General features: G+C 47.6%; 13 protein-coding genes. All 13 read right to left on the reverse strand.

All coding sequences use genetic code 11. From position 1 onward, the window contains the following. Positions 1-57: 57 nt before the first annotated feature. A complete protein-coding gene (locus ACZMB2_RS00400; RefSeq protein WP_118770000.1) occupies positions 58-312 on the reverse strand; it encodes a DUF4321 domain-containing protein in 255 nt (84 codons plus the stop codon). Between the two features lie 29 nt (positions 313-341). Continuing rightward, positions 342-1,955, reverse strand: coding sequence for an NAD(P)/FAD-dependent oxidoreductase (locus ACZMB2_RS00405; protein WP_487595012.1), 1,614 nt, complete (start codon positions 1,953-1,955; stop codon positions 342-344). Between the two features lie 3 nt (positions 1,956-1,958). Continuing rightward, on the reverse strand, positions 1,959-3,185 hold the full coding sequence (locus ACZMB2_RS00410) for a BaiN/RdsA family NAD(P)/FAD-dependent oxidoreductase (protein WP_487595013.1): 1,227 nt from the start codon (positions 3,183-3,185) through the stop codon (positions 1,959-1,961). Positions 3,186-3,188: 3 nt separating this feature from the next. Then, positions 3,189-3,605: a hypothetical protein gene (locus tag ACZMB2_RS00415; protein ID WP_487595014.1), complete on the reverse strand. Its 417-nt coding sequence runs from the start codon at positions 3,603-3,605 to the stop codon at positions 3,189-3,191. Further along, positions 3,602-4,276: a hypothetical protein gene (locus ACZMB2_RS00420; protein WP_487595015.1), complete on the reverse strand. Its 675-nt coding sequence runs from the start codon at positions 4,274-4,276 to the stop codon at positions 3,602-3,604. Before ACZMB2_RS00420 ends, ACZMB2_RS00415 begins: the two co-directional genes overlap by 4 nt. After that, a complete protein-coding gene (locus ACZMB2_RS00425; protein ID WP_308459270.1) occupies positions 4,266-4,439 on the reverse strand; it encodes a hypothetical protein in 174 nt (57 codons plus the stop codon). The genes ACZMB2_RS00420 and ACZMB2_RS00425 overlap by 11 nt, the downstream gene beginning before the upstream one ends. Continuing rightward, positions 4,429-5,169: a zinc ribbon domain-containing protein gene (locus ACZMB2_RS00430; protein ID WP_487595016.1), complete on the reverse strand. Its 741-nt coding sequence runs from the start codon at positions 5,167-5,169 to the stop codon at positions 4,429-4,431. The genes ACZMB2_RS00425 and ACZMB2_RS00430 overlap by 11 nt, the downstream gene beginning before the upstream one ends. A 6-nt stretch (positions 5,170-5,175) precedes the next feature. Further along, on the reverse strand, positions 5,176-6,462 hold the full coding sequence (locus ACZMB2_RS00435; RefSeq protein WP_487595017.1) for a methionine gamma-lyase family protein: 1,287 nt from the start codon (positions 6,460-6,462) through the stop codon (positions 5,176-5,178). Continuing rightward, complete coding sequence (gene miaA, locus ACZMB2_RS00440) at positions 6,459-7,403, reverse strand: tRNA (adenosine(37)-N6)-dimethylallyltransferase MiaA (RefSeq protein WP_487595018.1); 945 nt, start codon at positions 7,401-7,403, stop codon at positions 6,459-6,461. The genes ACZMB2_RS00435 and miaA overlap by 4 nt, the downstream gene beginning before the upstream one ends. Then, positions 7,400-8,224 (reverse strand): hypothetical protein, encoded by an 825-nt coding sequence (locus ACZMB2_RS00445; RefSeq protein ID WP_487595019.1) that lies wholly within the window; start codon positions 8,222-8,224, stop codon positions 7,400-7,402. Before ACZMB2_RS00445 ends, miaA begins: the two co-directional genes overlap by 4 nt. A gap of 54 nt (positions 8,225-8,278) precedes the next feature. Next, positions 8,279-10,330 (reverse strand): DNA mismatch repair endonuclease MutL, encoded by a 2,052-nt coding sequence (gene mutL, locus ACZMB2_RS00450; RefSeq protein WP_487595020.1) that lies wholly within the window; start codon positions 10,328-10,330, stop codon positions 8,279-8,281. Positions 10,331-10,339: 9 nt separating this feature from the next. Next, positions 10,340-13,000 (reverse strand): DNA mismatch repair protein MutS, encoded by a 2,661-nt coding sequence (gene mutS / locus ACZMB2_RS00455; protein WP_487595021.1) that lies wholly within the window; start codon positions 12,998-13,000, stop codon positions 10,340-10,342. Positions 13,001-13,075: 75 nt separating this feature from the next. Further along, on the reverse strand, positions 13,076-13,825 hold the full coding sequence (locus tag ACZMB2_RS00460; protein ID WP_487595022.1) for a TraX family protein: 750 nt from the start codon (positions 13,823-13,825) through the stop codon (positions 13,076-13,078). Between the last annotated feature and the right edge of the window lie 11 nt (positions 13,826-13,836).

Consider the following 13,836-nt stretch of genomic DNA (forward strand, 5'->3'; position numbering starts at 1 on the left):
TAACCTCCGTTTGATGGTCTCTCCAGACACCCCGAAGGTTACCTTGTTAGTATGTCCTTATATCCAGCGGTAAATCAGAATTGCCAGAACTATTCCAATGATGCTGGCAATGGTAATCTTAATGGTCAGTCCAAAGGTCAGCACAACCAGTCCAAGTGACAGCACCAGCGGGTTTTCAAGTCCGAAGGCTTGTCCGTAATTCAACCAGCTAAGACCGGAAACATTGGCTGCCAGACTTCCAATAAAGCCTCCCAGTACCACTCCTGCCAGTACAAGCAAAAGCAGTGTCCAGCCATTTTTCGCACCTCTCATATGTATACTACCTCCAAATACCGATTCAGTTAATCATAACACGGCACATATTTTTTTGCAATTGCTTCTGCAATCTTTAATCCATCCATAGCGGCGGAGGTGATGCCTCCCGCATAACCGGCACCTTCTCCGCACGGATAAAGTCCTGATAATTCACTTTCAAACTCAGTATTTCTTATAATGCGGACCGGAGAAGAAGTCCGGCTCTCCACACCGGATAACACCGCATCCGCTCTGGAAAATCCATGAATCAGGGTTTCACATCCTTTGATTCCTTCTTCCAGTGCCGATGATAACTCCTGCGGAAAAATCGTCCGTACATTGGACAGTTCATATTGTCCCTTGATGCAGGGTTCTACCTCCCCAAGCATGGTACTTGGCACATTTCTGCAAAAATCTCCAAATAACTGAACCGGCACCTTACCGTCACATAATCCATAAGCTGCCTTTTCCAGCTTTCGCTGAAATTCCACACCAGCCAGCACATCTGTCCCCGGAAAATCATCCGGTGTCACCGTAACGATCATGGCACTGTTGGCATTCCGGCTGTCCCTTGCCTGATAACTCATACCATTTACTGCCAGGTGTCCTTTTTCGGAAGAAGCGTTGACTACCCATCCCCCCGGACACATACAGAAAGAATAGACACCTCTTCCCCCTCCGGTCTGCCGCGTCACTTTGTAAGCAGCTGCAGGCAATATTGCCGGATAGTTTTTCCCATATTGGCTTTCATTGATCATATGCTGAGGATGTTCCATGCGGACGCCCACCGCAAAAGATTTTGCCTGCATAGGTATGCCCTTTTCCTTTAGCATGGAGAACGTATCTCTTGCACTGTGTCCAATGGCAAGCACCACCACGTCAGTCCGCAATTCCTGTTCTTCCACCCTGTCGGCTGTCTGGCGCTGCTCATAAGACACGCCCCGGATCTTTCCGCGATCGGTCAGAAGATCGGTGACCCGGCAGCCAAACCTCACTTCTCCTCCTAAATCTTCTATCGCTTTTCGCATCCGGGTTACAATCCCAATAAGCTGATCTGTTCCCAGATGGGGTTTATTTTCATATAAAATTTCTTCCGGTGCGCCTGCTTCCACAAAAAGTTCCAGCACCTTCCGGTTTCTTCCAACCGGATCTTTAACCATCGTATTGAGCTTTCCGTCAGAAAAAGTTCCGGCACCTCCTTCTCCAAACTGTACGTTAGAGGCGGGATTCAATTTCCCGGTAAGCCAGAAAGTCTCCACCGTTCTGGCACGTTCTTCCGCCCGTTCGCCCCGTTCCAGAATAATGGGGGCATAGCCATTTCTTGCCAGCATCAGCCCGCAGAACAATCCCGCAGGTCCAGCTCCGATAATCACCGGACGTCGGTTAAGCGGATTTTCTCCGTGAGCAGGGAACTGATACCAGATTCTTACCGCTTTGCTCACCTGCTTCGGACAGTGTTTGAGCACAGATGGCTCTCTTTTCACTTCCACATCCACCAGATAGACGTACTTTAACTCACCGCCCCTGGCATCCAGAGATTTCCGTATGATCTCATAACGAATCAGGTCTTCCGGCCGAATCCGCAATATCTTTATCATTTTCGCTTTTAAATCCCCCGGCGTATGTATCACCGGAAGCTTCAGCTGTTGAATTCTAAGCATCTGCTACTCCTCACTTCCTGCAGCATTTCCTGCAAGATAACCGCTGGTCCACGCCCACTGAAGATTGTAACCGCCGCAGGCTCCATCCACGTCCAGAAGTTCGCCACACAGGTAAAGTCCCGGTACTTTTGCCGATTCCATGGAACAGTTCTTCAGCTCTGCAAGCGGCACTCCGCCTGTACACACCTGCGCCTGCTCATAACCGCGGCATCTGGTAATATGGAAGGTAAATTTTTTGATCTGACCAATCAGATGGTTCCAGTCCGCTTCTTTCCACTCCCGGCTTTTCTTCTTCATGGAAATACCGGCCCGTTTCAGGATCACATCTGATAATTTTTCCGGGAACATGCCAAGCAGCACATCCGTGCCCGACCGTTCTCCGATAAATTCTGCCTTGTCTTTTAAGATTTCTTCCAATTCCTCCGCCGTAAGCTCCGGACAGAGATCCAATGTCACCTGACAGCTGCCTCCATGTTCCAATACGCGTGCTGCATATCGGCTCAGCTGAAATACAGGGATTCCGGACAGCCCATAGGCAGCAAACTGAATCTCTCCCTCTTCTTCATATGCAGCATGTTCTGGTTCCACGGTAAGCGTCGCTTTTGCATCGGTGCGTACTCCAGTCAGTTTTCCGCAGTCTTTCTCTGACGCGCAGAGTCCTGTCAAAGCAGGAAGCGGTGTTACGACAGAGTGGCCGAAGCTTTCCGCAAAACGGTAGCCGTCTCCCACTGTGCCCGTCTCCGGTGCTGCTTTGGAACCACAGGCAAGAATCAATGCATCTCCCTCATAGGTCCATCCTTCTGTCACTACCTGAAACTGTCCATCCTTCTTATGAACTTCCAGCACCTCTGTATTGCAAGCCAGCTTCACACCCTGACGCAGTGCTTCCAGCCGCAGCACTTCCGCAATAGAAGCAGCCTGTCCACTGGCCGGATAAAGATACCCGTTTCTGTCTTTTACCCGAATTCCGAGTTTTTCAAAGAAACGCACCGTATCGCCCATGGAAAATTGCGACAACGCTTCTCTGACAAATTCCGGTGTCTCACTCCGGTAATGTTCCAGTTTCTGATCTTTATTAGTAAAATTACATCGGCCGTTTCCTGTCACCAGCAGTTTTTTCCCGGTCTGCTTATTTTTTTCCAGAAGCGTCACCTTCGCGCCCTGCTCCGCTGCCGCAATGGCTGCTATCAGGCCGGAAGCACCACCTCCGATAATCAATACTTTCTTCACCGCTTATCTCCCCTGCTTCAGAATCTCATCAATCTGTTCCCGCACTGGCTGCAGCTCTCCCATTTCTTCTGCTGCAGCTTCCATTCCGGCTTCTGCCTCTTTTGCAAGCACCTGCTCCCCGGATGCCAGATACCGCATTCTCTGCCAGGCAGCTTCGTAGTATTTTGCCACGCCATAGCACTCTTTCAGTTCCTCATCCGGTTCGACGCCATTGGCTTCATTTTCATAATAATATTCTACACATTTCTGGTATTCCTGATCCTGTATCCGTCTTAAAAATGCGGATGTTCTGTGACCGGTTTCCATAAACGGAAAGGTAAACCCTGCAATGGCAATGAGCTCAATAGTCAGAATCACCGTCAGAAATACAACCATAAGGTCCATAAAAAACAAAACCGGCTTTCTCATGCTTTCTTTCATTCCAGCCCATACCTCTCTCTCAACAGTTTGCTGATTCTTGCAGAAGTCATGCCGTCCAGTTCAGAAATCTCTTCGTCTGTCAGGGGAAGCATCTCTTTCAGTACTTCCGCCATCCGCTGCCGCATGGTTTCAAAAACTTCCGGATTATCTGCATTCTCTGCATCTTCATAGGTTTCCCGATAAAACGCCGCCAGTGTATCTGCAAAATATGTAATATTTCCATCATATATCCTATCAAGAGAAATCTCCACATTTTGGGCCAGATCTTCCGCTGCTTTCTCCGTCACATCATAACGCCAGGCACACCACAGAATGGGATACCAGGATGCAAACTTTCCGGATTCGCTGTCCGTCAGATGGTAATATTCCCCATACACAAACAAATCTCCATAAGCCCCTTCGTCCAGATAAGTTTCCATCTGGCTGCAGGTTTTCTCGTAATTCCTGCCCGCCTTCCATCTTCTGGAAACTTTCTCCACGTACCCGGAACTGACCTCTGCTGCTAAAAACATGCCCAACAGTACAATAAACACCAGAACACCCAGCACCGCTCTTTTATGGGAACGCAGTTCAAAATGCCGGGTTTTCTTCCAGACGTCCGCTTTGGTTTTCTCATATTCTTTTTGAAATTTCCGCATGTCTTTGTCATGCTGCTTTGTATTATTGCTCATTGAGAATACTTTCCTTTAACTGTTGGTTGTTTTTCTGCTCCTCATAATTACTGTACTGAAATATAAGAAATGCCGCCAACAGTACGACTACCATCGTAACTGCCACCAGCCGCACCATATGCATCCATGCGCTTCCAAATGAGCGCTGTCTCTTACCATTCATGTTTTTCCTCCAGCAAAAGCAGAACCTCTTCATCTGTCATGGTTGGCAACTCTGCTAATTCCTCGTCTGTCAGTCCAAAGCATACTTTCAGGGACAGTTCCAGGTCTTTCTGGATATTTCGAAGATCCGTTTCCGTTTTCTCACGGTCAATCACATCTTTTGCCACCGCACAGAGGGAGTCCGTATCATAAAATTCCGGAAGCAGCCCGCCGATGGTCTCCAGATGATCATTCTGTTCATAAATACTGTCTGCCGCCAGATACCCGTTTAGATGCTCTTTGATAAAGCGTCCGATTTCAATACATTTGGTCTGGGGCTGCCAGGGCAGAAACGGTCCCGCGGTCCATCCAGTCAGATTGTAGGATTTGCAGTACGCAAAATACTGCTCATATTTTCCAGCCGCCAGATACTGGTCCATCTGCTCAGATACCGAAGTAAAGTCGGCCACAGCTGCATCCTGCTTCTTATAATAAGAATGATCATCCGCAAGAAACGTGACAAATAAAAGGCCAAAAACCAGTACGCCAAGTACCACAAGTGTGATACCTCTGGTCATCCAGTCGTAGGACAGTTTCCAGACTCTGTTTACCTTCTGGCTTGTTTCCGCATAATCCTGCTCATAATATTGTTTGTCTTTTGTATAGCGTTCTGCCCGCGGATTCGGCTTCCCACAATAAGGGCAGAACGCATCCGTCAGCTGCAGATTGGCGCCGCAGTATTTACATTTCATATGGTTTTACGCTTCCAGTTTTGCAATTCCTGCATTTTTCAGTTTCTGTAAGGACATAAGAATGCCGAACTTAGCATGCTCCCAGGTAAGCCCGCCCTGGAAATAAACGGCATAAGGCGGTTTGATAGGACCGTCTGCTGAAAGCTCAATGGAAGAGCCCTGCACAAAAGCACCTGCTGCCATGATGACATCACTGTCATATCCCGGCATTGCCCACGGTTCCGGTTCCACATAACTGTCTACCGGGGCTGCTGCCTGAATTCCCTTACAGAATTCAATGACACCTTCCGGTTTTCCAAAAGTGATGGCCTGAATAATATCGTGACGGCTCTCGGTGCCATTTGGCAGTACATCAAATCCCAGTTTTTCATAGACATTAGCGGCAAAAATAGCACCTTTCAACGCGCCTGCCGTTACCGTCGGAGCCAGGAAAAATCCCTGATAAAAGGACTGCATGACGCCAAGGGTCGCACCTACTTCTTTTCCAAGACCCGGAGAAGTCAGGCGGTATGCACAGTTCTCTACATATGCCTCTTTTCCTACAATATAACCACCGATGGGAGCCAGTCCGCCGCCCGGATTTTTAATCAGAGAACCAACACACAGATCTGCACCCACATCGGTCGGCTCGATCCGCTCCACAAACTCGCCATAGCAGTTGTCTACCATGCAGATTACATCCGATTTGATGGATTTGACAAATGCAATAACCTCGCCGATCTCCGTCACAGACAATGTCTTTCTGGTCTGATAACCTTTGGAACGCTGGATGTGTACCATTTTCGTTTTCTCGTTGATGGCTGCGCGGATGCCATCCAGATCAAAACTGCTGTCTGCTTTCAAATCCACCTGCTGATAGGTGATTCCGTATTCTGCAAGACTTCCGTTACTGGGACGTATTCCAATGACTTCTTCCAACGTATCATAGGGTTTTCCTGAAACCGCCAGAAGTTCATCACCAGGACGCAGGTTGGCAGCCAGGGCCACTGCCAGAGCGTGAGTACCGCAGGTGATCTGCGGACGCACCAGCCCGGCTTCCGCATGGAACGTATCCGCATAGACGTCTTCCAGTGTGTCTCTTCCGAGATCGTTGTAACCATATCCACTGGTGGCTGCAAAATGAATATCGCTGACGCGGTTCTTCTGCATGGCATGCAGCACCTTCAGCTGGTTATATTCTGCTGTCTCGTCAATGGCTGCAAAACGTTCCTTTAATTCCTCTGCAATTTTCTGTCCATAGGTATAGACATCGTTATCAATGCCCATTTTCTGATACATTTCATTTAAATTCATTTCAGTATTTCCTTCTCTCTTAATATTGTAAGCATTGCTTCGAGAATCTTCTCCTCGTCGTATGCATAATCCTGCTTATTCATCCAGATTACATCCTCTTCTCTCTTAAACCATGTAATCTGTCTCTTTGCAAAATGCCTGGTATCCCGTTTTAATATTTCTACGGCTTCCGGCAGCGTATAGGTGCCGTCCAGATACTCCAGGATTTCCTTATATCCAAGCCCTTTCATGGACACCATCTCCTGATGACAGCCCATCTCTTTTAATCTCCGGACTTCTTCCACCAGTCCTGCTTCCATCATCTGGTCAATACGCTGCTCAATCCGCCGATAGAGATGCTCACGTTCATCATTGAGCACGAAATAAGCGAAATTATAAGGTGACTGCCGTTCCCGCTGCTCTTCATTATGCTCAGAGATCTTTTTCCCGGTAAGCTTATAAAACTCCAGTGCACGGATCACCCGTTTTATATTATTTTCGTGAATGGCTTCCGCCGATTCCGGGTCAACTTTTTTCAGTTCTTCATGAAGCCAAGTACTTCCTTTCTCTTCTGCCAGCCGTTCCAGCTCTGCCCGGTAGGGACTTGCTTCATTTTCCGTAAAGTCAATGTCCCGTACCACGGCCTGAATATAGAATCCGGTTCCTCCCACCAGGATCGGAATATGTCCCCGGCTTCGGATTTCCTTCATAGCCGATTTTGCCATTTCCTGAAACCGGACCACATGGAACTCTTCAAAAGGTTCCAGTTCGTCCACCAGGTAATGGCGGACGCCGCCCATTTCTTCGGGCATGATCTTGGCGGAACCAATGTCCATGTGCTTATAGACCTGCATGGAATCTGCAGATATAATCTCTCCATTCACCGCCTTCGCCAGTGCAATGGAAAGCTTTGTCTTGCCGACCGCAGTTGGGCCGGTCAGTATGATTAACGGTTCTTTCAAAGAGAAGATCCCCCTTTTTCAAATAAATCCTGCAGAATGGCTTCTGCATCTTTGTCTCTGTAATGCTCCTGATCCAAAAGCCCGCGTTCGTCCAAATACCAGGAGAAACGACCGGCTCTCTTGCCGGTAAAAGTAGTATATTTCCGGTATGACTTCCAGGCGGCTTCATAGCGTTCCTTCCACATCGGGCAGTAATGGCTCATATAGTGCTGCGCCAATTCCATCGCCTGACAAGTCGGATCATCACTTAAAGCCGATAGCTGCACACCTCCGCCCGGATGTCCGGTACGACTGTCTGTTGGTGAGGAATGCAGGATCACCATACTCTGATCTGCGCATAACCCAAGACAGATCCAGACATGACCATTCATACTGAACAGGTCGCCCGGCTTAAAATTCCTGCAGCTGCTGATTTTCTGTGTCCAGGTTCCAAGCTTTCGCTCCTTCGCAAGCGTATAGGCCATATCTGTGGAAAAGATCACATAGCCGTCTTTTCCAGATACTGTCTCCAGCGTATTATAAATAGCCCATCCGGCATATCCGGTACAGTCCGCACCGGCATATCCATATGCGTTCTGATTATGGGCAGGATTGTATTCTTTATACGTATAATCCGTACCCTGTTTCTGAAAAAATCGAATCCAGCTGTCTGGAACTCCGATGGAACAGGCCTCTTTGGATGCCCCGGTATTTTCAAAATTCCAGCCGCCTCCATAAACATAGAGAACGGTTCCTACCGGCTGCATGGCGGTTGCCAGAAAATTTTTCAACGTCCGTTTTCCGGGTGTACAGGCGACAGATATTTGACTTCTCATTGTCATTTCCACAATCCTGCTGGTTTTTCTTTATCATACGCAAACCGGCAGAATCCGTTTCTATACGATTCGTTTAAATTTCTTTTCCAGTTCGTATTTGCTCATGGAAATAATCGTTGGTCGTCCATGGGGACAGTTATATGGATTTTCCAGAGACAATAATTCATCAATCAGTGCCTTTGCCTCCATGGCAGACATCTGATGATTGCCCTTCACCGCCGCCTTGCAGGACATGGATGCCACTTTGTCCATTAGGGACTCTGAATTACCGCTTCCTGTAATGTCAGAGAGGCTGTCCAGAAGTTCCATGAGAATCTCCCGTCTTGCCACTCCTGGCAGGTTAGCGGGTACCCCACGCACGGCATAGGCTTTCTCGCCGAATTCTTCGATCTCAAATCCCATCTCCGTAAAACAGCTGCGGTATTTGAGGAACAACTCTTCTTCCTGCATGCTCAGGTTCAGAATAATAGGCGGAGACAGCATCTGGGACTGGAAGGTCCGGTTCCTCAGATCTTTCATAAGACGCTCATAGAGCACTTTCTCATGGGCTGCATGCTGATCAATAATATAAAGTTTTTCACCAAACTGCACTAACCAGTAGGTATCAAACAGCTGACCGATGATCACATGATGGACGGCGGCTTCTTTCGATAGCAGTTTGCCGTCAAAAAGGTCCAGCTGCTCCGGTTTCTGCGGAGGCTTCTCCTCCACGGGTGTTTCTGGGACAGTGGCTGACTGCTCAGGCACAGTCGATTGCGCGGTTTCAGTGGTCTCCCTCTGCTCAGTCGGAGCAGGCGCCTCCGGCGCTTTGTAGCGCTCCTCTACCCGCTTCCGCATCTGTTCCATAAAATATTCCAAATTCTTATTCTGGGGTTTGACCGGCTCCTTCTGTGGTTCCGGTGTGGTCCACATCTTTTCCAGCGGCACTTTCTGTTCCGGCTTTTGGTACGACGGAATCGTCCGCTCTACGGATGCGGTCGGAACCGCTGCTGGCTTCTGCACCTGGTAAGTACTCTCCGGCTCCCGCAGTGTCTGTACCGGAGGCACCTGCTGCGGCGCTTTTTCCGGCATAACCACCTGTTTCTTCGGTTCATCCAGCGTCACTTCCGGGATCAGTTCCCGGCCGGACAAAGCGTCCTTCGTCATCCGCTCCAACAGATCATAGACCAGGTTCTGATTACTGAACCTCAGCTCCATCTTAGTCGGATGCACATTCACATCCAGCATCTTGCCATCCATATGAATATCCAGGCACACAAAAGGATACCGATGCTGCATCATAAAGGTTTTATAACCATCTTCAATGCCCTTTGCAATGATCTTACTTTTGACATAGCGGCCATTTACAAAATAATTTTCATAATTCCGGTTGCCTCTGGAAATCTCCGGTTTTCCAAGGAAGCCTCTCACATGAAGCGGTCCTTCCTCCCGGTCTACTTCAATCAGGCGCATGGCCACATCTCTTCCATAGAGATGATAGATCACATCTTTTAAGTTTCCATTCCCTGAAGTCTGAATCCGCATCTGCCCGCCGATAAGCACCTTGAATCCCACTTCCGGGTGGGACATGGCCAGATGGGTCATAAGCTCATGAATGGCCGAAGCCTCACTCATTTCACTCTTCAGGAATTTCTTCCTGGCCGGCGTATTGTAAAAAAGATTCCGGATAATAAAGGTGGTTCCGTCAGGCGCACCAATTTCCTCCAGACTTTTCTGCACACCACCCTCGATACAGCAGCGGCTTCCCAGATCATTTTCCTTCGTCTTCGTAATCAGTTCCACCATGGCAACGGCAGAAATGCTGGACAACGCCTCCCCCCTAAATCCCAGAGAAGAAACCTCTAAAAGGTCGTCCGCACTCCGGATTTTACTGGTGGAATGCCGTAAAAACGCTACAGGAATATCGTCTTTTTCCATACCGCTTCCATTATCCGTAATCCTGATATAGCCGATACCGCCCTCTTTAATCTCTACCGTGATCTGGGTAGCACCTGCGTCAATGGCATTTTCCACCAATTCTTTCACGACAGAGGCCGGACGTTCTACTACTTCTCCGGCTGCAATTTTATCAATGGTCTGCTGATCTAATACTGCAATTTTTCCCACGATCATTCTCCTATGTTACCAGCGGTTTTTCAGCTTATTCTGAAGCCGGTATAATGTGTTCATGGCATCCATGGGTGTCATATTGGAAATATCCAGTTCCTGCAGTTCCTTCACCACATCGTCATCTTTTACTGTATCAAACAGAGAAATCTGCTCCAAATCTACTTCGTCATAGGTCTTCGGTTTGGTCTTTTGCTTCGCCTTTGCCTGGCTTTCCTCGGCAATGGCTTTGGCTTTCACGGAAATGTCGGCCTGGCTCAATTCCTCCACCAGCTCTTTCGCGCGGGAAATGACGCTTTCCGGCACACCTGCCAGCTTCGCTACCTGGATACCGTAGGATTTATCTGCACCGCCTTTGACAATTTTCCGTAAAAATACAATATCGTCGCCTTTTTCCTTGACAGCAATACAGTAGTTATTCACACCTTCCATAGTGCCTTCCAGTTCAGTCAGTTCATGGTAATGGGTGGCAAACAGGGTCTTGGCCCCAAGTAATTTCTTATCTGCTATATGTTCAATGACCGCCCAGGCGATGGACAGTCCGTCAAAGGTGCTGGTTCCACGGCCGATTTCATCAAGAATCAGGAGGCTGTTAGAAGTGGCATTTCTTAAAATATTGGATACCTCGTTCATCTCCACCATAAAGGTACTCTGCCCGCTGGCCAGATCATCCGATGCACCCACGCGGGTAAAAATCCGATCTACAACACCGATATCTGCACTGTCTGCCGGAACAAAGCTTCCCACCTGAGCCATCAGCACAATGAGGGCGGTTTGTCTCATATAAGTAGATTTACCTGCCATGTTCGGTCCGGTAATAATGGAGATACGGTTGGCTCCGTTGTCCAGATAAGTATCATTGGAAATGAACATATCATTGGAGATCATATTCTCCACTACCGGATGACGGCCGCCGCGGATATCAATAACACCGCGGGTATTGATCTTCGGGCGCACATAACGGTTTTTATCTGCCACATAAGCAAGAGAAGTAAAGACATCAAGCTTCGCCACTGCCTTCGCTGTCTTCTGAATACGTAACACCTCAGAAGCAATCTGATCCCGCACTTCACAGAACAGCTGATACTCCAGGGCGGTCAGCTTCTCTTCCGCGCCCAGAATGGTATCTTCCAGTTCTTTTAATTCCGGCGTAATATACCGCTCTGCATTTGTCAGAGTCTGCTTGCGGATATAATCATCCGGCACCAGATCCTTATAAGAATTGGTTACTTCCAGATAATAACCAAATACCTTATTAAATTTGATCTTCATGTTCTTGATTCCGGTGCGTTCCCGTTCCTTCGTTTCGATCTGGGCAAGCCAGGTCTTTCCTTCTGTCTTGGCCGTACGATATTTATCTACATCCGTATTGTAACCGTCACGGATCATATTGCCGTCACGGATAGAAATGGGCGGTTCTTCCAGAATGGATTCTTCCACCAGCGTATGCAGATCTTCCAATGGATCCAGCTCTTCCAGAATCTCCTGCATCAGCGGACTTTTCAGTTCCGTGAGCAGAGTCCTGATCGAAGGCAGCATTTCCAGAGAAGCTTTAAATGCGATCAGATCTCTTGGATTGGCTGTCTGATAGCTGATTCTTCCTATCAGACGTTCTAAATCGTAAATCGGATTCAAATATTCTCGGAGTTCTTCGCGGGTAATCATCTGACTGTTCAGTTCCTCTATAGCTGTCAGACGTTTTTCAATCTCTTCCTTGTCAATCAGCGGCTGTTCCAGATAGCTTCGGAGTGTTCTGGCTCCCATAGCTGTCTTTGTTTTATCCAGTACCCAGAGAAGGGAACCTCGTTTCTGCTTCTCCCGCAGGGTCTCTACCAGTTCCAGATTTCTCCGGCTGGAGCTGTCGATAATCATATAATTGCCGGATACATAGGGCAGCAGTTTCGTTATATGAGCCAGGGACGTCTTCTGGGTCTCTGTAAGGTACCTCAGCAGCGCGCCGGCTGCGATCACTCCGCATCCAAAGTCCACCACACCCAGTCCTTCCAAAGACTTCACATGAAAATGCTCCAGCAGAGTGTTTTTGCAGAGTTCATCATCAAAATACCAGCTCTCCAGTGGGTACATCACCAGATTTAACCGTTCTTTCAAATCATCCAGCTCCACGCCGCTCATAAGAAGTGCCTCATTGCAGATTACTTCGCGTGGTGTGAATTTATAGAGCTCGTCCATAAGTTTTCTGGAAGAATCTACTTCCGTCACAAAATAATCACCGGTCGTTACATCCGCAAAGGAAATGCCGAACCGGTCACTCACATAGACAATACTCATAATATAGTTATTTTTTGACTCATCCAGCGCCTGGGCATTGAGATTCGTTCCCGGTGTCACCACACGGATCACTTCTCTCTTTACCAATCCTTTCGCAAGAGCCGGATCCTCCACCTGCTCACAGATGGCAACCTTGTAGCCTCTGGATACCAGTTTGCTCAAATATCCTTCTACCGCATGAAATGGTACTCCACACATAGGAGCACGTTCCTCCAGACCGCAGTTCTTTCCGGTCAGCGTCAGTTCCAGTTCCTTGGAGGCAATTTTTGCGTCATCAAAAAACATCTCGTAGAAATCTCCGAGACGATAAAACAAGATGCAGTCTTTATATTCTTCCTTGGTCTTCATGTACTGCTGCATCATTGGTGTCAAATTCTGTTTATCCATGAATTCTCCTTGGTATTTATCTATTTTCATATTTATCCAACGTTATTATATCCGCAAATCCTTCTGAACACAATTCTAAAATAAAATATAGTTTAATAACAACACAAGAAGCAACATATGAACAGGATAAAACGCATAACAACTATACTGGAATGGCTTACTATGGTATCCCTGCCTTCCACGATACAGCCAAATGGGAATCAATGCTAATAATGCAAAGCCCTGCTGGCAAAGTTCAAATTCCACTCCAAATAATGAAACCGGATACATAAGGCCTCCCAGCATCTCCACATTTACCCAGTAAAGTGCAAGAATCTGTCCTAACAGACACCACCATTTCCGCTCCCGGAAGAAATAGAAAATAAACACCGTCAGAACACCAACTCCATAATAATCCACCATGCAAAGCGTTCCTAGTATCATTCCTACGATAACAACAATGGCGGCTACAGCCAGATATTTCCAAATCTTCTGTGTTTTTCTGACCATTTCCATCAGATGGATTCCCAAAAGCCCCATCAGCAGTGTCCAGATCACATTCTGATGAACCGGATAAAACCAGGTTCCTCCATACATCAGGTCGAAAGGTATTTCTGAAATCAATGCAAACAGAAATAATCGAAACACATATTTCCGGAAATTGTGAGTACGAAAATACCCTTCCACTGTCATAAATGCAAAGGTAGGGAAAGCAAGTCTTCCAGCACAAGTCAGCCATTCCTGTGCTGGAAATAAGGTGGCCCAAAGATGATCCATTAACATAAGGGTCATAGCTATTATATGAAGTGCTGCCGCACTGATATCAATATTTTTAATTCTTGACATTCTGTTTCTCC

Source organism: Hominiventricola sp. (assembly GCF_057604405.1).